General features: G+C 43.7%; 20 protein-coding genes and 1 tRNA gene. 2 read left to right on the top strand and 19 right to left on the bottom strand.

Annotated elements, in window-relative coordinates; translation table 11 throughout:
* Window positions 1-142: 142 nt before the first annotated feature.
* From rpoB to M0N77_RS00375, 13 genes are all read right to left on the bottom strand, one after another.
* Window positions 143-4261, bottom strand: a complete 4119-nt coding sequence (gene rpoB, locus M0N77_RS00435; protein ID WP_353102511.1) for a DNA-directed RNA polymerase subunit beta — start codon at window positions 4259-4261, stop codon at window positions 143-145.
* 622 nt (window positions 4262-4883) lie between these two features.
* Window positions 4884-5255: a 50S ribosomal protein L7/L12 gene (gene rplL / locus M0N77_RS00430; protein WP_353102509.1), complete on the bottom strand. Its 372-nt coding sequence runs from the start codon at window positions 5253-5255 to the stop codon at window positions 4884-4886.
* Between the two features lie 124 nt (window positions 5256-5379).
* Window positions 5380-5907, bottom strand: coding sequence for a 50S ribosomal protein L10 (gene rplJ / locus M0N77_RS00425; RefSeq protein WP_353102507.1), 528 nt, complete (start codon window positions 5905-5907; stop codon window positions 5380-5382).
* Between the two features lie 401 nt (window positions 5908-6308).
* Entirely contained in the window at window positions 6309-7010 is a 702-nt protein-coding gene (gene rplA, locus M0N77_RS00420) for a 50S ribosomal protein L1 (protein WP_353102505.1), read from the bottom strand.
* Window positions 7011-7442, bottom strand: a complete 432-nt coding sequence (gene rplK / locus M0N77_RS00415; protein ID WP_068405081.1) for a 50S ribosomal protein L11 — start codon at window positions 7440-7442, stop codon at window positions 7011-7013.
* 104 nt (window positions 7443-7546) lie between these two features.
* A complete protein-coding gene (gene nusG, locus M0N77_RS00410) occupies window positions 7547-8077 on the bottom strand; it encodes a transcription termination/antitermination protein NusG (RefSeq protein ID WP_353102503.1) in 531 nt (176 codons plus the stop codon).
* Window positions 8078-8196: 119 nt separating this feature from the next.
* Window positions 8197-8685: a preprotein translocase subunit SecE gene (secE, locus tag M0N77_RS00405; RefSeq protein WP_353102501.1), complete on the bottom strand. Its 489-nt coding sequence runs from the start codon at window positions 8683-8685 to the stop codon at window positions 8197-8199.
* A 52-nt stretch (window positions 8686-8737) separates the two neighbouring features.
* Window positions 8738-8813, bottom strand: a tRNA-Trp gene (locus M0N77_RS00400).
* A 235-nt stretch (window positions 8814-9048) separates the two neighbouring features.
* Complete coding sequence (tuf, locus tag M0N77_RS00395; RefSeq protein ID WP_353102499.1) at window positions 9049-10239, bottom strand: elongation factor Tu; 1191 nt, start codon at window positions 10237-10239, stop codon at window positions 9049-9051.
* A 240-nt stretch (window positions 10240-10479) separates the two neighbouring features.
* The gene (fusA, locus tag M0N77_RS00390) at window positions 10480-12603 is read right to left on the bottom strand and encodes an elongation factor G (protein ID WP_353102497.1); all 2124 of its coding nucleotides are present in this window, start codon (window positions 12601-12603) and stop codon (window positions 10480-10482) included.
* A gap of 399 nt (window positions 12604-13002) precedes the next feature.
* Window positions 13003-13476 carry a 30S ribosomal protein S7 gene (rpsG, locus tag M0N77_RS00385; RefSeq protein ID WP_353102495.1) on the bottom strand — a complete coding sequence of 158 codons (474 nt, stop codon included), beginning with the start codon at window positions 13474-13476 and terminating at the stop codon, window positions 13003-13005.
* 218 nt (window positions 13477-13694) lie between these two features.
* Window positions 13695-14069, bottom strand: a complete 375-nt coding sequence (rpsL, locus tag M0N77_RS00380; protein WP_025646352.1) for a 30S ribosomal protein S12 — start codon at window positions 14067-14069, stop codon at window positions 13695-13697.
* A 353-nt stretch (window positions 14070-14422) separates the two neighbouring features.
* Entirely contained in the window at window positions 14423-15607 is a 1185-nt protein-coding gene (locus tag M0N77_RS00375) for an EcsC family protein (RefSeq protein ID WP_353102493.1), read from the bottom strand.
* 481 nt (window positions 15608-16088) lie between these two features.
* Between M0N77_RS00375 and M0N77_RS00370 the strand changes: the two genes are divergently transcribed.
* Complete coding sequence (locus M0N77_RS00370) at window positions 16089-17324, top strand: beta-ketoacyl-ACP synthase II (RefSeq protein WP_353102491.1); 1236 nt, start codon at window positions 16089-16091, stop codon at window positions 17322-17324.
* A 3-nt stretch (window positions 17325-17327) separates the two neighbouring features.
* A complete protein-coding gene (locus M0N77_RS00365; protein WP_353102489.1) occupies window positions 17328-18977 on the top strand; it encodes an anthranilate synthase component I family protein in 1650 nt (549 codons plus the stop codon).
* 54 nt (window positions 18978-19031) lie between these two features.
* On the opposite strand, the gene hisC is transcribed toward M0N77_RS00365, so the two are convergent.
* From hisC to M0N77_RS00335, 6 genes are all read right to left on the bottom strand, one after another.
* Window positions 19032-20135 carry a histidinol-phosphate transaminase gene (gene hisC, locus M0N77_RS00360; protein ID WP_353102488.1) on the bottom strand — a complete coding sequence of 368 codons (1104 nt, stop codon included), beginning with the start codon at window positions 20133-20135 and terminating at the stop codon, window positions 19032-19034.
* Between the two features lie 188 nt (window positions 20136-20323).
* Complete coding sequence (gene hisD / locus M0N77_RS00355) at window positions 20324-21619, bottom strand: histidinol dehydrogenase (protein WP_353102486.1); 1296 nt, start codon at window positions 21617-21619, stop codon at window positions 20324-20326.
* Between the two features lie 365 nt (window positions 21620-21984).
* Complete coding sequence (hisG, locus tag M0N77_RS00350; RefSeq protein WP_353105535.1) at window positions 21985-22668, bottom strand: ATP phosphoribosyltransferase; 684 nt, start codon at window positions 22666-22668, stop codon at window positions 21985-21987.
* 58 nt (window positions 22669-22726) lie between these two features.
* Entirely contained in the window at window positions 22727-23995 is a 1269-nt protein-coding gene (gene murA / locus M0N77_RS00345) for a UDP-N-acetylglucosamine 1-carboxyvinyltransferase (protein ID WP_353102484.1), read from the bottom strand.
* A gap of 67 nt (window positions 23996-24062) precedes the next feature.
* Window positions 24063-24314 (bottom strand): BolA/IbaG family iron-sulfur metabolism protein, encoded by a 252-nt coding sequence (locus tag M0N77_RS00340; protein WP_353102482.1) that lies wholly within the window; start codon window positions 24312-24314, stop codon window positions 24063-24065.
* A gap of 179 nt (window positions 24315-24493) precedes the next feature.
* Window positions 24494-25492, bottom strand: a complete 999-nt coding sequence (locus tag M0N77_RS00335; RefSeq protein ID WP_353102480.1) for an alpha/beta hydrolase — start codon at window positions 25490-25492, stop codon at window positions 24494-24496.
* Between the last annotated feature and the right edge of the window lie 43 nt (window positions 25493-25535).

The raw sequence follows: 25535 nt of genomic DNA, 5'->3' as shown, positions 1-25535 counted from the left end.
TATTTAGTATACAAGCCACTTTGAGGACTGAAGGCAATGAATAGGGATGAGATAGAGAACTAAAAGCAGCAGCATTTATCCTTTAGTATTTGTAAAAATAAACCGGCTGCCTTTAGCAGAACTACTAAGCTTCAATAAGGACTTAGTTATTCTCTTTTAACTCAATATTTATACCCAGTGATTTGATTTCTTTGGTCAGTACGTTGAACGATTCAGGCATACCTGGATCCATATACTGCTCACCATCAACGATGTTTTTGTACATACGAGTACGGCCTTCGACATCATCCGACTTCACCGTTAGCATCTCTTGCAAGGTATAAGTCGCGCCATATGCCTCTAGTGCCCATACTTCCATCTCACCGAATCTCTGACCACCGAACTGCGCTTTACCGCCAAGTGGCTGCTGAGTAACTAGTGAGTAAGAACCAGTAGAACGCGCATGCATCTTGTCATCAACTAAGTGGTTCAATTTGAGCATGTACATATAACCGACCGTGACTTTACGATCAAACTTCTGACCGGTACGACCGTCATAAAGTACCTGCTGGCCATCACGATCAAGCCCTGCAAGCTCAAGCAAGTCTTTGACCTGATGCTCATGAGCACCATCAAATACTGCGGTACCCATCGGCACACCGCCGCGTAAGTTACCTGCTAAAGCCATAATGTCATCATCAGAGAGGCTATCCAAATCAACTTGCTCGCCGCCGACTTTGTTGTAGATCTGATCTAAGAAATCACGCAGATCTTTGATAGCCGCTTGCGCTTTGAGCATATTGTCAATCTTCTCGCCCAAACCTTTGGCTGCCATACCCAAATGGGTCTCAAGCACCTGACCGATGTTCATACGTGATGGAACACCAAGTGGGTTTAGCACGATATCAACTGTGTTGCCATGCTCATCATAAGGCATGTCTTCGACCGGCATAATGCGCGAGACCACCCCTTTGTTACCATGACGACCCGCCATCTTGTCACCCGGCTGAATCCGGCGTTTAACCGCTAGATAGACCTTAACGATTTTTTGCACGCCGTGTTGCAAGTCATCCCCAGCGGTTAGTTTGCGTTTTTTCTCCGCAAACTTACTATCGATGTCTTTTTGCTTATCGACTAAATACTCAGCGATTTGGGTGAGACGCTCAGCGATGTCTTCTTCGACTGGTTGAATATCCAGTAAAGTCTCAAGGCTCATCTCTTTCATGTCAGCCGCTTTCATCACCGTACCAGCTTTTAGACCGGCACCGCCACTGACTTTTTGGCCATCAAGCAACGTACCAATACGACCACGCGCCGCTTCTTCAAAGATGCGTAGCTCTTCTTTTAGATCTTTGCGGTAGCTATCGAGCTGCGACTTCTCAATGGCGCGAGCACGGGCATCTTTTTCGACGCCATCACGAGTAAAGACTTGTACGTCAATAACCGTGCCTTTGCTTGAGGTTGGCACCCGTAACGAGGTGTCTTTCACATCAGCCGCTTTTTCACCAAAGATTGCCCGCAGTAGTTTCTCTTCTGGCGTTAACTGCGTCTCACCTTTTGGTGTGACTTTACCGACTAAGATGTCACCAGCATCAACCTCAGCACCAATGTAGACAATACCCGCTTCATCAAGGCTTGATAACGCGGCTTCGCCAACGTTTGGAATATCAGCGGTAATCTCTTCGGTACCCAACTTGGTATCACGCGCCACACAAGTTAATTCTTGAATATGAATAGTAGTGAAACGATCTTCTTTCACCACTTTTTCTGATAGCAAAATTGAATCTTCGAAGTTATAACCATTCCACGGCATAAAGGCGATACGAATGTTCTGACCTAATGCTAGCTCACCTAAGTCCGTTGAAGGACCATCAGCCAAGATATCACCAAAAGCAATCTCATCGCCTTGGTTGACGATAATACGCTGGTTAATACAAGTGTTCTGGTTAGAGCGCGTGTATTTGATCAAGTTATAGATATCGATACCCGCTTCACCTGCGACCATCTCATCTTCGTTAACGCGTACTACGATACGTGAGGCATCAACGTCTTCGATCACACCGCCACGTTTAGCAATGACACAAACACCAGAGTCGCGCGCTACGTGACGCTCCATACCCGTACCGACGAGCGGCTTATCCGCACGTAGGGTTGGAACAGCCTGACGCTGCATGTTCGAACCCATGAGGGCACGGTTAGCATCATCATGCTCCAAGAATGGAATAAGACCTGCTGCTACCGATACCACCTGACTTGGCGACACATCCATATGCGTTACTTTATCAGCAGGCATACGTACAAATTCGCCATAGCTACGCACACTGACCATATCGTCAGCGAGCTCGCCTTTATCGTTCATTGGCGAGTCGGCTTGTGCAATCACCGTACCCACTTCTTCGATCGCTGATAAATATTCAATCTCATCAGTAACCTTACCATCAACCACCCGGCGATAAGGAGTCTCTAAGAAACCAAAGCTGTTAGTTTTAGCAAAAGTGGCTAATGAGTTAATCAGACCAATGTTTGGACCTTCTGGCGTCTCAATCGGGCAGACACGGCCATAATGGGTGTCATGAACGTCACGGACTTCAAAGCCTGCGCGCTCACGCGTTAAACCGCCGGGGCCTAATGCTGAGACACGGCGTTTATGCGTCACTTCTGACAACGGGTTGTTTTGATCCATAAACTGTGACAGCTGACTTGAACCAAAGAATTCTTTCACTGCAGCCGCAACGGGTTTTGAGTTGATCAAATCTTGCGGTGATAAATTATCGGATTCCGCTGATGATAAACGCTCTTTTACCGCACGCTCAACACGTACTAGACCTACGCGGAATTGGTTCTCTGCCATCTCACCTACTGAGCGAATACGGCGGTTACCTAAATGGTCAATATCATCGACTTCGCCGCGACCATTACGGATCTCAATCAGCTCTTTTAATACGTTAACGATGTCGTCATTGGTTAGAACGCTACGCTCGCGCTGAATGTCAGGATCATCAGTATTCTCAAACTCTAAACCTAAACGGCGGTTAAACTTCATCCGGCCGACGTTAGATAAGTCATAGCGATCAGCATTGAAGAACATGCTCTCGAATAGTTTTTCAGCCGTCTCAACCGTTGGCGGCTCACCGGGACGCATGACTTTATAGATCTCAATCAACGCTTCTTCACGGCTTGAAGTGCTATCAGCGCGCAAGGTATCAGCGATATAACTGCCCTGATCGATATCATTGGTGAATAAAATGCTAAACTCTTTGATAGAGTCGCTAGCTTCAAAGGCACTTAATTTAACCAATAATTCATGGTCAATTAAGGTGTTTGCCTTGGCGATAACTTCATCATTGACGACAATGTCTTCCGCCAAAATACGCTCATATAGATACTCATCAGGCACAGCAATCTTAGTCATACCCGCTTCTTCGATCTGACGGATACGGCGAGCATTGATACGCTTGCCTTGCTCAACTATTACCTCACCGTCAGGAGAGACGATATCGAACTGTGCCATCTCGCCGCGCAGACGATCAGCAACAATGTCAATCTCGAACTGCTCATCACCTTTATAGACCGAAACTTTATCAAAGAATAAGTCTAAAATCTCACTAGTCGTTAAACCAAGCGCACGCAAAATGATAGAGGCTAATAATTTACGGCGACGGTCAATACGAGCGAAGACTAAATCTTTAGCATCAAATTCAAAGTCGAGCCATGAACCACGGTAAGGAATAATACGCGCGTTATAAAGCACCTTACCACTTGAATGCGACTTACCTTTGTCATGATCAAAGAACACGCCAGGTGAGCGATGTAATTGTGAGACGATCACGCGCTCAGTGCCATTAATAATAAAAGTACCGTTAGCCGTCATTAGCGGCATCTCGCCCATATAGACGCTTTGCTCACGAATATCTTTGATAGCCGCTTTACTATCTTTATCTTTGCTATCTTTGTCTTTGATAATAAGACGAATCTTGACCCGCATAGGAGCGGCAAAGGTTGAACCACGCAAAATACATTCACGCTCATCAAACTCAGGATCCCCTAAATAGTATTCGACAAATTGCAGCTCTGCATTACCAGAGTGGCTCTCAATTGGGAAGATAGAAGAGTAAGCGGCTTGTAGACCAATATTCTCACGAGCTTTAGGCTTTTTATGCTCTTGCAAGAATTGCTCATAGGAATCTACTTGAATAGACAGTAAATAGGGAATGTCCATCACAGTGGGCAATTCAGCAAAACTTTTGCGAATACGCTTTTTTTCAGTATAAGAATATGCCATCGAGAGTCCTTACAGTAAACATGGAGATAAATAAAATCGTAGCTAGATTACAACAATACTAGGTGATACTATGCAAACTTAGCGACGCATACGATAATAACAACAGCTTTACAAATGAGATAATAATAAAAAATCATCTTAAAGTTAAAAATCATTGATCTATACTAATACATAGACCAACGCATAACGCTTACAACATAATCAAAAATATTGGTCATCAATAGTATTGAAACGTAAAGTTATCAAGCTCTTAGATAACCGTATCAATCGGATAAACAGTAAATTAAAAATAGGTAAATAACAGTCGGAAAAATAGGATTAAGATTTCAATTAAACGCTATTTGCAAGAAAAGCATGCGGACACAAAAAAATGCCAAACATCCAGTGACGTTTAGCCTAATTCAAAAGGGTATTCAAAATTACTGTGCTTGTTTGCACTGTGTTTAACTGCATAGCTATCGTGTGTCCTTTTGATGAGTATCCACCGCTAATAATAGGGCTTTTGGTAGACACAAAAGGTCAAGCCAGTAATTATAATAAAAAAAAGCTAGCAATGCAAGGCATTACCAGCTTTTTTATGTCGAACTAACTTGTCTAACTAAAATATTAAGTTATTAAAAACTTATTTTAGCTCAACAGTAGCACCAGCTTCTTCAAGTTTCTTTTTCAACTCTTCAGCTTCAGCTTTGTTTGCGCCTTCTTTGATTGGTGCTGGAGCACTTTCAACCAAATCTTTTGCTTCTTTCAAGCCAAGGCCAGTCGCTTCACGTACCGCTTTAATGACCGCAACTTTCTTCTCGCCAAAGCTAGCTAGAACAACGTCAAACTCGTCTTTTTCTTCAGCAGCAGCAGCAGGACCAGCAGCAGCAGGTGCAGCAGCAGCAACAGCAGCAGTTACGCCGAATTTTTCTTCCATAGCGCTGATTAATTCAACGATATCCATTACTGACATTTCAGCGATTGCGTTTAACACATCATCTTTAGATAGTGCCATGAGAACTCTCCGTTATCTGATAAAATTAATTGATTTTAATAGCTACTAATTGCTTGTCGAGTAGTTAAATAGGTTTGACAATAAAAGGTAATTAGTGCTGTAAAATTTACGTTAAAACCAGCAATTAAGCGGCTTCTTTTGCGTCTTTGATTGCTGCTACCGTGCGAACGAACTTGCCAGGAACTGCGTTCATAGTCTGGACAAGCTTGGTCACTGGTGCATTCATAGTAGCCATCAAGATAGAGATTGCTTCGTCGCGAGTTGGTAGCTTCGATACGCGCTCTAGCTCTTCTGGACCATAAACTTCACCACCGACTGATACTAATTTGGTCTCTAAAGCTTTGTTATCTTTGCTAAAGTCGAAAACGACTCGAGCGGCAGATCCCAAATCTTCCATAGAGAAAGCCAAAAGTAGTGGACCAGTCATACGATCTGACATGCTCTCAAACTTAGTGCCTTCAAAAGCGCGTTTTGCAAGTGTATTTTTTACTACTTTTAAAACGACGCCTTTTTCACGGGCTTGCTGACGTAGCTGAGTAAGCTTCGCAACACCAATACCATGATATTCGGCAGCTACTGCTGAGTAAGCATTAGCAGCAACTTCAGACACTTCAGCCACAACTTGTTGTTTTTGCTCTAGCGTTAATGCCATAAGTTGACTCCTTTAATCTAATCAATCCTCTTGTAATCAAAACCACAATGCAGATCGACTTGATACGACACGCTACATTCTATAAATAAAATGATAGCGACTGATTACGGCACCGTTATCAGAATGACGTCGAGTAGTAGGTTGCCCTATTCTCTAGTCTTAAACTGGGTGGGTCACCGTCTGCGTAGGACAATTAAGATTTTCATCTGTCATCGATTAACAAAATCAGCTTATTGCTGTGTCATTCTCTTTAAAAGCCTGAACTGTTAAGGAGCTATTCATAGCTATAAACTGCTTTCTACCTACGGTCTTAGACAGCGTAGCTTATGCTACACTGACCTAATTGATAAAATTCTTTTGGTAGTTAAGTTTAAATCCATAAACTTAACTACTGATATAAATTACTTAGCCATACGATAAGGAACAGGATCAATTGTTAGACCTGGGCCCATCGTGCTAGATAAAGTGATTTTCTTAATAAAAACACCTTTAGAGGTAGCAGGCTTAGCACGCTTAAGATCAGACAATAACGCTTGCGCGTTTTGAATAACTTGATCAGCAGTAAAACCAACTTGACCGATAGTGGTGTGAATAATACCAGCTTTATCAACACGGTACTGCGCTTGACCGGCTTTGGTGTTAGCAACTGCTTCAGCAACATTAGGCGTAACTGTACCGACTTTCGGGTTAGGCATTAGACCACGTGGACCTAAAATAGTACCTAACTGACCTACCACACGCATAGCGTCTGGAGCGGCGATAACCACATCAAAGTCCATGTTACCGGCTTTGATTTGATCGGCCAAATCTTCCATACCAACGATGTCAGCACCGGCCTCGCGGGCAGCTTCAGCAGCAGCGCCTTGAGCAAATACCGCCACGCGTTTGGTTTTACCAGTACCGGCAGGTAGATTGGTTGCACCACGAACGACTTGGTCAGATTTACGTGGATCAACCCCTAGGTTTACCGCGATATCGATAGACTCTTTGAATTTAAGAGGTGGCAAATCATTTAAGATTTGTACCGCTTCTTCGATAGTGTATTGCTTTTCGTTATCGATACGGCTGTTAATTTCTTTTTGGCGTTTGGTTAGCTTACTCATTTACACACCCTCCACGGTAATACCCATTGAACGAGCGGTACCAGCAATGGTACGGACAGCAGCATCAAGACCAGCAGCAGTCAAATCTGCATCTTTAGTCTTAACAATCTCTTCTAATTGAGCGCGATCGACTTTACCGACTTTAGCAGTATTAGGCGTACCTGAACCTTTAGCGATGCCTGCTGCTTTGCGTAGCAAGTAAGCCGCTGGTGGCGACTTCATGATAAAAGTAAAAGACTTATCACTATAAACGGTAATCTCTGTAGGAATAGGTAGACCCGGCTCTTGGTTAGAAGTTGCCGCGTTAAATTCTTTACAGAACGCCATGATGTTCACCCCTTTTTGACCCAATGCTGGACCGATAGGTGGTGAAGGATTTGCTTTACCTGCTGGGACTTGTAGTTTGATGTAACCATCAATCTTCTTAGCCATGATTTTCTCCTAAATGGGTTATAGCGCCAGTTGCTCAATAATGATAAAAAAGTGCAATTGCTTGCTAATTAATAAGCAACAACAGCTCCCCAGTTGATGTCTGTTTAGTCTAGTTTTTCAACTTTACTAAACTCAAGCTCGACCTGAGTAGGTCTATTAAATACGTTTACGGTCAATTGTAGCTTAGACTTCTCATAATCCACTTTTTCGACCATACCTTTAAAGTCAGTAAAGGGACCATCGATAACCAACAGCTCTTCGCCTGGCTCAAATAGAGTCTTCGGACGTGGCGCCGTTTCAGTTTGATTGAGTCTATTGAGAATGCGATCTGCTTCCGCTTGAGTGATAGGTGCTGGGGTCTCTGGCGTACCGCCAACAAAGCCCATGATACGTGGACAATCTTTGACAATGTGCCAAGTATTATCGTTCATCTCCATTTGGATTAAGACATATCCTGGAAAGAACTTACGCTCACTTTTGCGCTTTTTGCCGTCTTTCATCTCGACCACTTCTTCGGTCGGCACTAACACATCGCCAAAAGAGTCCGCGAACTCACTACGATTGATACGATCAGTTAATGAACGTTGTACTTGTTTTTCATATCCTGAAAACGCTTGGACAATATACCAACGCATATCACGCTCCTGATCTTTATAGGTGTAAAATTAAACCGTCATAATCATAACGGCGGTTAAAAAACTTATAACTTTATAACCATTAAATTAATAAGTAGCTTTAGCTCATTAATAGCTTATTAGCCAATAAATAAGCCAACGAACCAATTAAAAAAGTTATCTAAGACCCAAATAAAAAACCCTACAATAGCAATCACGACAATCACTTGCCATGTGTATTGAAAGGTTTCATCTTTACCGGGCCAGGTCACACGGCGTAACTCAACCGCCGCATCTTTTAGTAATATTTTAAAAGCGCGTCCTTGATTAGTCAGTGCTAGGCAGACTAAGGCAAATACCGCAAGGGCGACAATAATACCAATACGTACCCAAACATCATTGGCCGCTTGCCAATAACCTGGTAAGTACTGATTAGAAAAAGTCGCCGATATTAAAGCAACTATGGCTAAAAGCCATAAAATCATATCTTTTGCTGAGCCAGTTTTGGCCACTTCGACAGCAGTAGTGTTATTACCTGCTGAGACGTGCTTTCCTTTAGTTAACATTGAGCTAGCCGTAGCTTTGGCATCAGATAACTTAGAATCGAGGTTATCCTGATTGTTGCTCATAAAGGACTCGCTTAGGAGATGGTAACGTCAGATAAAGATAGGATAAAAAAGATGGCAGGCGATGTAGGACTCGAACCTACAACCCTCGGTTTTGGAGACCGATGCTCTACCAATTGAGCCAATCGCCTATGGGTGTTAAGGCTGACAATTATACAAGGTTTAAATTTAAATGCAAGATCTAAGACAAAATTTATTTAATAATTCTCTATAGTTAAGCATTATAAAGATAAAACCACTTTTATTTCTCTTCTTTTGCCAAACAGCTCTACCTTATTCATTGCCCATAAAAAAAGCCACTCTCAATAAAGAGAGCGGCTTTTCATGTTTTAGTAACTGTAAAGCAAGTTACTTAAGCATCAGCTATTAGTTGCTTACGTTAGCAACTACACCAGCACCTACCGTACGGCCACCTTCGCGAATAGCGAAACGTAGGCCTTTGTCCATAGCGATTGGGTGGATAAGCTCAACGCTCATCTCAACGTTATCACCAGGCATAACCATTTCAGTACCATCTTGTAGCTGGATTGCGCCAGTCACGTCAGTGGTACGGAAGTAGAACTGTGGACGATAGCCGTTTAGGAACGGAGTATGACGACCACCTTCTTCTTTGCTTAACACATATACTTCTGCGTCAAACTTAGTATGCGGAGTGATTGAACCTGGCTTAGCTAGTACTTGGCCACGTTGTACGTCTTCACGCTTAGTACCACGTAGTAGGACACCACAGTTCTCACCAGCACGACCTTCATCTAGCAGTTTACGGAACATCTCTACACCAGTACAGGTAGTTTTTTGGGTGTCACGGATACCAACGATTTCGATCTCGTCGCCTACGCGGACGATACCTGATTCAACACGGCCAGTAACAACGGTACCACGACCTGAGATTGAGAAGACGTCTTCGATTGGCATTAGGAATGCTTTGTCGATGTCACGCTCAGGCTCTGGGATATAGGTGTCTAGGATGCCTAGTAATTCTACTACCGCTGGTTCGCCGTATTTGCCTTCGTCGCCTTTTAGGGCTTGGGTGGCTGAACCTTTAACGATTGGGGTGTCATCACCTGGGAAGTCATAGTCGTTTAGTAGTTCACGAACTTCCATTTCTACTAGCTCAAGTAACTCTTCGTCGTCTACTAGGTCACATTTGTTCATGAAGACGATGATGTACGGTACGCCAACCTGACGAGAGAGCAAGATGTGCTCACGAGTTTGTGGCATTGGGCCGTCAGTCGCTGATACAACTAGGATAGCGCCGTCCATTTGTGCGGCACCGGTGATCATGTTTTTAACATAATCGGCGTGACCTGGGCAATCAACGTGGGCGTAGTGACGGCTTTCGGTGTCATACTCTACGTGTGAGGTGTTGATGGTGATACCACGTGCTTTTTCTTCTGGAGCTGAGTCAATAGACGCGTAGTCTTTGGCTTCGCCGCCTGAGGTTTTAGCAGCTACGGTTGCGATAGCGGCGGTAAGGGTGGTTTTACCATGGTCAACGTGTCCAATGGTTCCGACGTTGACGTGTGGCTTGCTGCGTTCAAACTTGGCCTTTGCCATGAGTGTATCCTTTTTATTGGGGTCCGTTTTTAGACTTTATACTGATAGTATGTCTAAAATAATACTGACCACATTGATATAAGTATTTAGGGTTGCACTAAACGTGCAGATATTATAAGAAAATAATCACTAATAACAAGTCTTTTAACCAATTATTAGTGTATTCAATCATTAACAGTAATAATGACTAGTAGCAATGCTCCTTAAACAGAGCACTCTAACTAGTCATTAGTCACTTATTTATTCTTCATCTTTAGAGTTGAACTTAGAGATGATTTCAGCGGCTACTGATTTTGGAATCTCAGCGTATTTCTGGAATTCCATCGAGTAAGTAGCACGGCCTTGTGACATTGAGCGCATTTGTGTGGCATAACCAAACATCTCTGCTAATGGTACTTCAGCACGGATCTGCTTAGTGCCACCAGGCAGATCTTCCATACCTTGTACTAGGCCACGACGACGGTTCAAATCGCCCATGATGTCGCCCATGTAGTCTTCTGGGGTCTCAACTTCAACTTTCATCACCGGTTCAAGTAGCGCAGGGTTTGCCGCTAAGAAGCCTTTTCTGAAGGCCATAGAACCAGCCATTTTGAAAGATAATTCATCAGAGTCAACGTCATGGTATGAGCCATCATATAGAGTCGCTTTTACGCCAACCACTGGATAGCCTGCCAATACGCCGTTTTTCATGCGCTCTTGAATACCTTTATCGACCGCACCGTGGAATTCTTTTGGTACCGTACCACCAACGACCTCTTCAGCGAATTCGTATTCAACATCACCCGCTGGATCGAGTGGCTCAAGACGTAACCAAACGTGACCGAATTTACCACGACCACCTGTCTGACGTACGAATTTGCCTTCTTGTTCAACCGTGTCACGAATCGTTTCACGATAAGCAACCTGCGGCGCACCGATGTTGGCTTCAACGTTAAACTCACGCTTCATACGATCAACCAAGATCTCAAGATGCAGCTCACCCATACCACTGATAATTGTCTGACCAGACTCTTCATCAGTATGAACACGGAATGATGGATCTTCTTTTGCCAAACGGCCTAAAGCGATAGACATTTTTTCTTGGTCAGCTTTGGTCTTAGGTTCAACCGCCAAAGAGATAACAGGATCTGGGAATTCCATACGCTCAAGAGTGATAACGTTGTTCTCATCACATAGAGTATCACCAGTACCGACATCTTTCATACCGACTAGGGCGGCGATATCACCAGCGCGGATCTCAGATAACTCTTCTTGTGAGTTAGCATGCATCTCAACGATACGGCCGATACGCTCACGCTTCATCTTCACCGGGTTATAAACACTACCACCTTGCTGCATAACACCTGAGTAAACACGAACGAAGGTTAAGTTACCCACGAATTTGTCATTCATGATTTTGAATGCTAGCGCTGAGAATGGCTGGTCATCAGAAGCTTCACGAGTGCCTTCAGACTCTTCTTTATCATCCAAAATACCACGGATTGCTGGTACATCTTGTGGTGCTGGCATATAGCGGATAACCGCGTCTAGCATCTTTTGTACGCCTTTGTTTTTGAAGGCAGTACCACAAAGCATAGGAATGATTTCGTTAGCAATAGTACGCTCACGAATAGCGGCATGAATCTCATCTTCAGAAAGCTCTTCGCCTTCTAGATACTTATTCATCATCTCTTCACTAACTTCAGCAGCCGCTTCTACTAGCATTTCACGATACTCTTCCGCTTTGGCTTGTAGCTCACTTGGAATTTCACGCTCTTCAAACTTCATGCCTTGAGACTCAACATCCCAATAGATAGCTTTCATAGTGATTAGATCAATAACGCCTTCAAAATCTTCTTCTTTACCGATTGGAATAACGACCGGTATTGGATTACCACCAAGACGAGTTCTAACCTGCTCTACCGCACGATAAAAATCAGCGCCAACGCGATCCATTTTATTTACGAATGCTAGACGAGGAACTTTATACTTATTTGCCTGACGCCATACGGTTTCAGACTGTGGCTGAACGCCGCCAACCGCACAGTAAACCATACACGCGCCATCAAGAACACGCATAGAACGCTCAACTTCGATAGTGAAGTCAACGTGACCTGGGGTGTCGATGATGTTGATACGGTGTTCATCAAACTGGTTGTCCATGCCTTTCCAGAAACAAGTGGTTGCAGCAGAGGTAATAGTAATACCACGCTCCTGCTCTTGCTCCATCCAGTCCATCGTTGCGCCGCCATCATGGGTTTCACCGATCTGATGGTTTTTACCAGTATAGAATAAAATACGCTCGGTAGTGGTCGTCTTACCAGCATCAATGTGCGCTGAGATACCAATGTTGCGATAGCGCTTTAGGGGAGTTTTACGAGCCATAGTATTTTCCTAGGAAAAGTCGTGTATGTATTGATATAGGGTGGTGCTCTACCTCATCATTCAAATAAAAAGCTCTTTTAAAAGCAGTCGGCTTTTATTTAACTTTTACATAGTGCTCAAAGCTATCTGTATGCTAGGTTAATAAAAGAGATAATATGAAAGTATGGAGGCATCAAATTTGGAATACTATAAATTTTAATACTGTAATTTTGCAATATTGCAGTTATAACAGTCCGTTTAATGAATAGCATCAAGATAGATGGCCGCCATCTAGACTTTAGTCTTAACAGACTTTTATGCTGCTAAAAGTCCCTAATATAAAAAGTCTAAATAGTGATGGCGGTAATCAGTAGAACGAATAAATAAACTAGCACCCAAAAAAGGGCTTAAAACCATAGCTTAGAAGCGATAATGTGAGAACGCTTTGTTAGCATCTGCCATACGGTGAACTTCGTCACGCTTTTTCATAGCATTGCCTTTACCTTCTGACGCATCACTCAATTCGCCCGCTAGACGCAAAGCCATTGATTTTTCAGAACGCTTTGCAGCCGCTTCAGCTAACCAACGCATAGCTAAGGCAGTACGACGGGAGGGACGTACTTCCATAGGTACTTGATAGGTAGCACCGCCGACGCGACGAGCTTTTACTTCAACCATTGGGCGTACGTTTTCTAGCACTTCTTCAAAGAAAGCTACTGGATCTTCGATGTTGCGCTTTTGGCTTACAGTCTCAAGTGCACCGTAAACGATACGCTCAGCTGTAGATTTTTTACCATGACTCATGACATGGTTGATGAATTTAGCGATAGTCTGGCTACCAAACTTAGGATCCGGTAGGATCTCACGGGTAGCAACGACGCGACGTCTTGGCATAATAATAATCCTTTTCTTCAGGAGAGTCTGACATTCATAAGCTCAAGCTGCCTTTATAAGAGCATAGCGATGAGTTATCAGTCAGCCTTACTGCATAGCGGTATGTCCATCGCCTATAGAGATATCATTAGATAGCTACTACCTTGAACGCGAACACCAAACCTATGCACAGTTAAATGGGTAATACAAATCAGCTCAAGCATTTACTATATTAAGTATTATGCTTTAGGCTTCTTCGCACCGTACTTAGAGCGACCTTGTTTACGGTCTTTTACGCCTGCGCAGTCAAGTGCACCGCGAACGGTGTGATAACGTACACCTGGTAGATCTTTTACACGACCACCGCGGATAAGAACCACACTGTGCTCTTGTAAGTTATGACCTTCGCCGCCGATGTAGCTTGATACTTCATAACCTGAAGTCAAACGAACACGACATACTTTACGCATGGCTGAGTTTGGTTTTTTTGGAGTAGTAGTATATACGCGAGTACACACACCACGACGTTGTGGGCACGCTTGCAACGCAGGAACTTTTGACTTTTCCTTGATGGTTTTGCGACCCTTGCGAATCAATTGGTTAGTTGTTGCCATAAGGCATCCTTCTCCCGTTTGGTATAAAACAAAAAAATGGGCTAATCTGCTTATACCCACGATAATCGCGGCTATTGGCAGTACCCATTTTTAGGACAGTGTATTATAAAGATATGTTGCTGCTATTTCAACTACTTATCAGCAATTTCACTTTACAACTATTCTTCAATGTGCTTCAAGCTATTAGGCTTGTAAACTCTAAATGGCGCTATTCTAGCATTTTTCAAGAGCTATTAGCCGCTAAGCCACTTTTAGCTCTAAAAAAGTTTATAACAGCTATTGAGTAGCCGTGATAACCTAATAACCCCTATCTAGATAACATCTTTGCTAGCTTGAATCATTGGTTAGTTACATTACTTTTTAACTTCATCTTTTTGCTTATCTTTACTACGGTTAGTGCTTTTATCTTCGGTTTTAGCTTTATTAGCATCTTTGTCTGTCTTATCGGCGTCTTTATTTGTTTTTTCCGTCTCTTTAGCGCTGTCGTTAGCTTTTTCTTTGCTGGCTTGTTTGTTGTCTTTATTGTCAGCATCGTTATCACTACTATCTTGCTCAGTGTCAGCTGGTTTTACCGCCGCTTCGCTAGCACTGTCATCGGTAATGGCTTTATTATTAGCAAGTTTAGGCTCAGGACCAAAAGTCGCTTTGGCAACGCCAATCACTTCATCAATCAAAGCGCTGTTATAACGCATACCCACGACTACAGCCGTAGCTGGCAATAGGCGACGTAACCACGATAGATTAATTTTGTCCAAATCAATGCCTACTTGACTGGCAATATTATCGACTTGTTCAGCGTAGTAATTGACGTTTTTGTTTTTTAACCCTAAGTTTTTTAGCTCACTATGCAAACCTCGGCTTTGGGCGTTATCGAGCAGTCCTTTACCTACACCAATACCAGCTAGCAGAGCTTGTTTTTCTTGCATTTTACTCAAATCAGCATTGGCGAGGAGCTCATAGGCCATCTTCACGCCTTGCTTACCTGTTAACGGCTTGTCATAGGCGGCCGCTATTTGGTAAACGGTACGTAGTGATACCAGTAATAACCATAAAGTATCGGCTAACAACCCTGGCAAGCCTGCCAAACCAGTGATACCGCCTAATGTCGCTAATGCGCGGTTTTGGTTAGCGATATCAGTCGCTAGGGCATAACGCTGCTCATCGTCCAAACTAGCGACATCAGCAAAGCGGTGCTCGCTAGGCAGATCTAATTTACTCCAAGTTGAGGCAAGATTAGCCACTTGCGCAAATGCTCCATCCACTGTTGACTCAAATAGACTATTGGGCACGACTTTTTTGGCATATTTGCCATAAGTAGCAAAACGCGATCCTAATAATTGCTGAGTGGCCTTTAGCGTTTGCTCACGAAATAAGTCTTGTTGATAGTCATCATCGCCTAAATTTACCGCTTTATATTGACGCGGTTTACCCGTCTTGGCATTGGCGCTGTCAATAAATGACCCCATGCGCTCAAGATTATTGCGAGTAAAATGTCCAATAGTGCTAATACCTTTAGAAAGACTGTCACGCTTTGCCATAGTTATATCCTTAAATGAAGAGTAGTGATCATTAAATTTAGTTTTTATTAGATTTTCGCTTATTAGAGTAGCCAATTTAGACGACTACTGTCAGTGTGAACAATGTTATTAGCAACATAAAATTTGTATCTTAAAATATCATTTTATAAAGATAATAATTCAAAAACATTTCTCGAATTATTCTATAATTCAGCCTTTAACTATTATGACTATTTTAATTAAACTTACCAGTCAATAAAAGATATTGCATAGCTTATGCTTTATTATAGTGAGAACTAAGGTATTATTAGCACTACTTTATCTAATGCTTGAGCTGACATAAGGATTATCGTTCTCCTATGTAGCAAACTACCGTTATCAGCCGCGTATTTTTAGTAAGTTTAAGATTTATTTCATTGACTTTATAAACAATACTATCGCAAAGACGGTCAATAAAGCATCCAAACTTTGATTAAAACACAGCTATTACAAGGAATATAATATGCGCCGAGTAGTTATCACAGGGGCTGGGATTGTCTCTTGCATCGGTCATGATTTGGCTAGCGTTACTAAGTCTCTTAAAGAAGGGCAATCTGGCATTACCTTTAATGAGACTTATGCTGAGCATGGTTTTAAGTCGCAAATCAGCGGCAGTATCGACAAGTCGGCGCTGGATACCTCAGCTATCGATCGCAAGCTAAAACGCTTTTTTAGTGATGCTAGTCTCTATGCCTACGTCAGCGCTTTAGATGCGATTGAGCAATCAGGCTTGTCGCTTGACACAATTAATAATAATCCGCGTGTGGCACTAGTCGCAAGCTCTGGCGGTGCCTCTAGTGAAAACATCATGAACGCAGTAGACGCTATGCGCGAAAAAGGTCTGCGCGGTGTTGGCGCGATGGCAGTTCCCAAAACCATGGGCAGCTCAGTATCAGCGGCGCTAGCTACGGGTCTAAAAATCCAAGGCGTCTCCTACTCTCTTGCTTCAGCTTGTGCTACCTCCACTCACTGCATAGGCCATGCCGCCGAGCTTATTCAATTAGGTAAAGCTGATGTGGTGCTCGCGGGCGGTAGTGAGTCTGAGCACTGGACGCAGTCTTGTATGTTTGATGCGATGGGCGCGGTCAGCACTCAGTATAATGAGACGCCAAAGCTTGCCTCTCGTGCTTATGATAAAGATCGTGACGGTTTTGTGATTGCTGCAGGCGGCGCGATGGTAGTGGTTGAGAGCTTAGAGCACGCCAAGGCGCGCGGCGCTAACATCCTAGCTGAAATCGTCGGTTACGGCGCAAGCTCAGATGGCGCTGAGATGGTGGCCCCAAGCGGTGAAGGCGCGGTACGCTGTATGCAGCAAGCGCTAGCGGAGGCCGGCCTTGAGAGCGTTGATTATATTAATAGTCACGGCACTAGCACACCATTAGGCGATGTCACTGAGCTTAAAGCCATTGCCAAAGTGTTCGGCGATGATGCTAGCAAAGTACCGCCCATCAGCTCGACTAAATCGATGACGGGTCATAGCTTAGGAGCCGTTGGCGCGCAAGAGCTTATCTACTGCTTACTTATGCTACAAGAAGGCTTTATCGCACCAAGTATCAATGTTGAAAACTTGGATGACGAAGCCGCTGGTTTTGACATTGTCACCCAAATGCGCGAAACACCTCTAAAGACGCTAATGAGTAATAGTTTTGGCTTTGGTGGTACTAACGCGACTTTAATTATCAAAGAGTACACTGCTTAACCTATGAGTAATCTAAATCTTCTTATAAATGAGACGCCAGTTATGCAAGGTCATAGCTGGCGTTTTAATCATTTATCCGCAGCACAGTTATTGCCTGTATTGCAGCAGCATCTGCTCGCTTGCAATTCTAAAGCCAACTGGCAATTGGCTTGGCTAAATAATGATGGCAAGCCTATCATTGCGCTGTTGCCAAAAGTAAGCTGGCAGCTTTATGCTACTGCTGATTCTCCATCGACTTATCAAGTCATTCAAAACTATCGCCATACAGATAAAGCCACTACTAGTACTCTAATGAGTTATGAGGTTTGGCAACAACAGCTTATCAGTTATAGTCAAAGCTTTGAAGATAAGGGCTATAAAGATAACGAGCCAGTAGTACTAGAAAAACCTAACTCTAATCAGCCTGACTACTCGCACGGCCTTATTGGGTTTATTGGTTATGACGTTGCCGCTAGGCAGCTAAGTCCGGCCACAAACATTCAAGCTGCCAAGCAGCCGCTTGCCGTAATGGGTCATTATGATATTTATTTGACGGTTGTCACGACTAATAACCTAGACAATGCTCAGCAATTATTCTGGCAATTAACCATAAAAGATACTGGGGTTACCAAAGAAACAACTGACAGCGAGGCCGCGATAGCCGATCTTATTGGCTATTTAGAAGATCTAGATAATAAAATATCTGTAACTAATTATCCCAAATTACCGTCTGCGTTACTAGCGCCTTTAGTGTTAGAGTCGCAATGGTCTAAGAATGACTATCAACAAGCATTTGTACAGACTCAGCGCTACCTTCAGCAAGGCGACTGCTATCAGATCAATCTAACCCAAGCTTGGCAAGGTCAATTAACGACTCCGGTCAGCTGTGATGATAACCCGCCAGCGTCCTTAAACTTGATAGATTATCTGCCAAGCTTACAGCGCAATACGCAAGCGCCCTTTGCCGGCTACATAGGCGTTAGCGCGGCTCGTAGTGATAATTCAACCCCTTTAGATTTTGAATTATTAAGCTGTTCGCCAGAATTGTTTTTTACTTTTACCAAAGACGCTGAAAGTGGGCACCACTCCATCACTACTAAGCCGATTAAAGGCACTATGCCGCGCGGCTTAACTAATGCAGCAGACGAAGTGTTTAAGCAGCAATTACTTGCTAGCGATAAGGATCGCGCAGAAAACGTGATGATCGTTGACTTACTACGCAATGATTTGGGTAAACATGCGCAGACCGGTAGCGTAAAAGTACCGCAGTTATTTGCGATTGAGAGCTTTAGCAATGTGCATCATATGGTTAGTACCATTAGCGCTAAATTAAAGGCCGACACTCATCCCTTGAGCGTGTTATTTGGCAGCTTGCCGGCAGGCTCTATCACCGGCACTCCCAAAAAACGGGCGGTCGAGATTATCTCAGAATTAGAGATAGCAGCGCGCGGTGCTTATTGCGGCACCATGGGTTATATGAATTTTGATGGCAGTGGTCAGTGGAATGTACTGATTCGCAGCTTACAAGCGACAAATTTAGCAGATGGCCATAAACAAGTCAGTTTATGGGCGGGAGGCGGTATTACCGTAGCCTCAGACGTTGATGCCGAGTATCAAGAGTGTCTAGATAAAGTAGGAAATCTGCTTGCGGTGCTGGCACAAGCAGATTCTTAATAGAGATTTATAGTAATAGTTAAAGGCTGAGTGTGAGTAAAAATTAAACTTTAACTAAGCGTTCAGCTCTTTTAGCGCGGTTATCAGACGCTGATGCTGCTCAGCGGTACCCACGGTAATACGCAAATACTCACTAATACGCGGCGTATTAAAATGCCTTACAATAATACCTTGCTCGCGTAGAGCGCTAGCTACGCTACTTGCATCACCATCATGAGGACGGGCAAAGACAAAGTTAGCTTGCGATGGCAATACTGTAAAATCTAAGGCCGTCAGTTCACTAATTAGAGACTGACGTAGATCAATCACTTGCTGACAAGTGTCTTTAAAATACTCAGTATCCAAAACGCTAGCTGTCGCTCCTGCTTGCGCAAGCTTATCAAGCGGATAGCTGTTAAAGCTATTTTTCATCCGCGTTAGAGCTTCTATCAACGAGGCATTACCAAAAGCCATCCCTACTCTTAGGCCTGCTAAAGAACGCGATTTTGAAAAAGTCTGCGTCACCAGTAAATTATCTAGCTCATTGATTAGGCTAATCGCTGAAACCGAATTTGCGCCCTCAACTTGCGCAAAATCGATATAAGCTTCGTCTATAACCACCACAGCATTAGGATGCTCGCTCGCTAATTTACGAATATCTACAAGCGATAATAACAAACCGGTTGGCGCATTGGGATTGGCAATAATAATGCCGCTACAAGGCTGACGATAAGCATCGGGATCAATACTAAAATCCGCCTCTAACGCAATCTTGACTAGCTCAACACCAAAGGTTTGCGCATAAACAGGATAAAAACTGTAGCTAATATCAGGCGCTAATATCGGGCGCTCTTTCATAAAAAAGCTAGCAAACACTAAGGCTAGTACTTCATCAGAGCCATTACCAACAAAAACCTGATTGCTATCAAGATTATGGCTATTAGCCAAAGCGGCGCGTAATTCGTCAGACTCAGGAGCAGGATATAAGCGCAGCTCATCCGCTTGTTTGGCAAGCAGTGCACTAATAGCTTCGGCTACTTTTTTTGAGGGAGGAAAAGGGTTTTCGTTAGTATTGAGCTTACACAAATTATCATGTTGTGGCTGCTCACCTGGAACATAAGGTGATAAATTACGTGCTTTAGTGGACCACAGTCTATCGTCTATTTTTAATTCGCTCATAAATTATCCTACAATTATCCTGCCATAACTCCCTTATTACTCATACTGTAATAGTCAATATCGTAATAAGGCGTCAAAAACTCAATTAACAAATAAGCTAAAACAATTAGCGTCTCACCATGATGACTTTTTATTATCCATAAAGGGTTTATTATATTTGCTAATACGTCCGTAACTTCATTGTTTTATTACTGATAACGATACCGAGCTGAACGCGCATGCGCTTCTAAATCTTCACGCTGAGCTAAAATATCAGCCGTCTTGGCTAAAGGCTTACTACCGGCTTTAGTACAATAAATAATAGAGGATTTCTTTTGAAAATCATAGACTCCTAATGCTGATGAGAATCTAGCCGTACCAGAAGTTGGCAATACATGATTAGGCCCAGCACAATAATCGCCAATAGCCTCTGGCGTATGACGACCCATAAATATCGCTCCAGCATGACGGATATCATCAAGCAGCGCGTCAGGCTCATCAACTGAGAGCTCTAAATGCTCAGGGGCAATACGATTAATAAGCGCCATGCCCTCCGCTCTATCTTTAACTAATATCAAAGCGCCACGATTTTGTAGAGAGTCACTGGCGATATCTGCTTTGGGTAACTGCGCCAAAGCCTTGTCAATCTCAGCCGCTACCTCAGCTAGTTGCTCATGACTTGTGGTGACAAAGATAGCTTGCGCGATACGGTCATGCTCGGCCTGTGACAATAAGTCCATCGCCAGCCAATCAGCTCTATCTGCCGCCTCGCCTTCTGCATAGACTAATACTTCAGAGGGCCCAGCAATCATGTCAATGCCCACTTGTCCAAATACCGCGCGCTTAGCAGCCGCTACATATTTATTACCAGGGCCAGTGATTTTATCCACTGCTGGAATGGTCTTAGTACCATAAGCCAATGCTGCCACTGCCTGCGCGCCGCCAATGGTAAAGACACGATCCACTTCTGCTAAATGCGCGGCGGCTAGTACCAATGGATTAAGCACCCCATTTGGCGCGGGTACTACCATAATAACTTCTTTGACCCCGGCGACTTTTGCTGGAATAGCATTCATTAATACCGAAGAAGGATAAGACGCTAGTCCGCCAGGCACATAGATACCGACTCGATCTAGGGGAGTGACCTTTTGGCCCAAACGGTTACCTAAGTCATCAGTATATTGCCAGCTTTGTTGCACTTGGCGCTCGTGAAAAGTTTTGACTCGCGTAGCGGCAGTGTTCAACGCTTCTTTTACTTCGGTATCAAGATTAGTAAAAGCTTTTACTAATGACTCTTGTGATACCTCAAGCTCAGCCATCGAGGTTGCTGGATGCTGATCGAGCTTTTGGGTTAAGGCTAACACCTCGCTATCGCCATTAGCGCGCACCTGCGCAATAATATCGTCAACGGTGTTTAATAGAGCAGCATCGTTGACGGTTTCAAAAGCTAGTAAGGTGGACAGCTGCTGTTCAAAGTCACTATCTTGGGTGGTTAATTGGCGCATAACTGAATCCTATATTTGAGCAAATAAGCAGTCGCTCAGCAAATTACAATCAACTCTAAACGCTTAGCTATAGCTATAAACTTCCATTAACTATCAGAGCTTTATATCCTAAAGTTAGGCGTATAATCTTTCTTAAAAATATATAACCCTATCGTCTTTACAGACTATTAATATCATAAAACCAGTGTAGCACGCACTATCAAAATTAGGGCACTAAACTGGTTTTCAGAGTTAGATAATAGGATTAAATATTATCAATCATAAAGTAAACCGCTATAAAAATCTAAACTAGGCGCTTAAGCACAAAGCTTTATTTATAGGCTTTAAATAAGGCTTAACTTAAAGATCTAAATCAAAGCTTAAACCTAAGCTGCGGCAGCGATACTCTCTTTAAAGCTATTTAGGATAGGCTCAAGTAAGGCAAATTTGCGCTTATAACTGACTTGATTGACAATAAGCCGCGAGGAGACATCGCAGATATGATCACGTGGCTCAAGGCCATTAGCTATCAAAGTATTACCAGTATCGACCACATCGACAATCAAGTCGCCAAGTCCCACTAGTGGCGCAAGCTCCATTGAGCCATAGAGTTTGATGACATCCACTTGCTGACCTTGACTAGCAAAATAAGCGCGAGCCACATTGACGTACTTAGTAGCGATACGCAAACGGCGATTAGGTAAAGTCGCCCCTTTTACGCCAGCCGTCATCAGCTTACATTGGGCAATCTGCAAATCTAGTAGCTCATAAAGATGATTGGCACCGTGCTCAAGCAGCACATCTTTACCTGCTACACCAAAATCAGCAGCCCCGTGCTCTACATAAGTAGGTACATCGCTGGCACGCAAGATCAACACCCGTACGTTTGGGTTAGTCGTTAGGAAAATTAGCTTACGCGAGGCGCTAGGATCCTCTAATAAGTCTACCCCAGCCGCTTGTAATAATGGCATGGTCTCTTCTAAGATACGGCCTTTAGATAACGCTAAGGTCAGACCATTAAACTCATTGTCTACTTGGTTTAGCAAATCAGCATTGCTTTTGGAGGTCATCTGTTCAGTCATATTAGCTAAATCTTCCTGTCGTTTTTAGTAGCAAAACCCTATGCGCTTAATCGTTAGTATTGATACGCTCGATATTAACGCCTAAAGCACGTAGTTTATTTTCCACGTCTTCATAGCCGCGATCGATATGATAAATGCGATCAATTAGGCTCTCGCCTTCTGCAGCGGCGGCGGCCATTACTAGTGACATAGAAGCGCGCAGATCGGTTGCCATCACCGGAGCTGCGGTAAAATTCTCAACGCCTTTGACTACTGCGGTATGACCATCGACTTGGATAGAGGCACCCAAACGATTGAGCTCTGGCACATGCATGTAACGGTTCTCAAAGATATTTTCGATAAAAGTGCTGGTGCCGTCAGCTAAGCAAGCGATGGCCATTAGCTGGGCTTGCATATCAGTCGGAAAACCTGGATGCGGCTGAGTACGGATATCAACAGGCTGCGGACGACCTTTCATTTGCGCGCGAATCCAGTCATCACCAGTCGTGATAATAGCGCCCATGGATTCAAATTTTTCTAGCACTGGGATCAGTAATGCTGATGAGGTTTTTTTGGTTAATACATCTCCGCAAGTCATCAAGGCGCCCGCTAGATAGGAGCCGGTCTCGATACGATCAGCAACGACCGAATACTCGCAGCCGTGTAGGCTCTCAACGCCTTCAATCGTCATCGTGGAGGTACCAATACCGCTTATCTTCGCACCCATTGCAACTAGCATATTGGCCAAGTCAACCACTTCTGGCTCAAGAGCGCAGTTGCCAAGAACGGTCGTGCCTTTGGCTAAAGCTGCGGCCATAATGACGTTCTCAGTACCGCCGACGGTGACCATATCAAAAGAGTAGTTGCAGCCAATCAGCTTGCCGCCTTTAGGCGCTTGCGCTTTGACATAACCGTTCTCGACACTAATATCAGCTCCCATCGCTTCAAAAGCTTTTAGATGCTGATCGACCGGACGTGAACCAATAGCGCAGCCACCCGGTAGTGATACTTCCGCTTCACCAAAACGCGCGAGCAAAGGTCCTAGTACTAGGATAGAGGCGCGCATGGTTTTTACCAGGTCATACGGCGCGTAGAAGTTGTCAATGTTTTTGGTATCACAAGTCACGGTATCGCCATCCTTGGTGATATCGATACCCATACCAGCGATCAGTTGAATCAAAGTACGCACGTCTTGTAAGGAGGGCACATTATGCAAAGTGATTGGGGTTTCGGCCAGTATCATTGCTGCCAGCAGTGGCAGTGCGGCGTTTTTGGCGCCTGAGATAGTGACTTCCCCGCTAATACGACTGCTACCGGTAATTAAGAACTGATCCATAAAGTGACAACCTAACTGTGATTATGAGGATAAATAAAAGAAGAGAATTAGCTTTGAAGATGGCATTTTATGCTTTTTGCTGAGCTTCCCACTCGCTAGGTGTCAAAGCTTGGATATTGAGCGCATGAATATCACCGCTAGCAATTTTATCATTGACCAAAGCATATATAGCTTGCTGACGCTGTACGCTACGCTTGCCCTCAAAGCTGGCGTCAACAACGCGGACATCAAACTTATTACCTTGATTAGCGGCTTGAATAAAAGCGTCTGGATAATGCGTTTGTAAAAATGCGATTAAGTCTTCAGCGTTCATGCTCATAAGATATCCTGTTTGATATAGAGATGTTTTATTTAAGTATTTTATTTGGTGGCGACATTATAACAAGAGTTTGACCATCTTACAGCACTGTCTACAGCTAACTATTGATAGGAATAACTACAGATGACTGAGCTTGGACAACTATAGCTTTAAAAAACGTTGCCTCTGCTTACTAAAGCCTAATTAAGCTCTTTATTTAAATAGCTCAATACTTGCGCGCGCACATCATTGATCCAGCGCAGTGGTGGCGCCATAGCTCCGATACTAGTAGCATGACTGGCGCCTTTGATCTCACCTGTCTCAACTCTAGCGCCAAAATCTTTTAGCGCTTGGGTCATCTTTACCGTATTAGTATCATAAACCGTTTTGTCATTTTCAGCGGTTAATAATAGATACGGTGGCTGCGGCCCCTTTAGCTGTCTATCTGGCATCACCTGATCAGGGTTGCTATCTGAGGCAAAAGCGCTAGAGCCGCCATATTTACGAAAATCATAGCTATAAGGGCCTGCGATACCGACTACTGCTTTGATAGCATCAGGGCTGATGCCATAAGGCGCTAAAAAATCTTCGTTAGAGACCGCGGCTACTACATTAAACGCACCAGCAGAATGCCCTACTACTGCTAGACGATTAGGATCAACGTGTAAGTTTGGAGCGTTATTATAGCTCCAAGCAATAGCTTGCGCGGTATCTTCGACGTAATCAGGATAAACATGCTTAGGCGCTTTACGGTAGTTGATAACCGCAGTGACATAGCCTGCTTGTGCAAAGCTTTGTCCGACAAAAGCATACTCTTCTTTACTGCCACTCTCCCACGAGCCACCATGAACGAACACCACCATAGGATAACTCTCAGTAATAGTCTGCTGAGATCTCATCGCCTGCGCTAAGGGTTTGGGATAATAAATATCCAAATCTTGGTTAGGCTCATCGCCATACATCATATCTTTGCTGACGGTGACGCCGCCACTAGCAGTAAGACCATTGACTATGGCAAGTGCTGACAAAGCTTGGGCTTGTTGCGTGGCCAAAGCTATGCCGCCGACCGCTATTGCCGCTGTCACGCCTGCTTTTACTAGCTTAAACTTAGGTGAGTGACCAGTCCTTTCATTGCTATTATTGTTAGCCGCTAAAGGCTGTTTATTAGTGAATGGTGGCTCATTTGTAGTGTTTTTCATCGCCTATTTCCTTATCTTTTTTGTTTGACTCTCAGCAATAAGC

Origin of the sequence: Psychrobacter sp. AH5, assembly GCF_040371085.1 — a bacterium.
Lineage (GTDB): Bacteria > Pseudomonadota > Gammaproteobacteria > Pseudomonadales > Moraxellaceae > Psychrobacter.
Note: the sequence above shows the minus strand (reverse complement) of the source record. Positions and strands in the feature narration are given on the sequence as shown.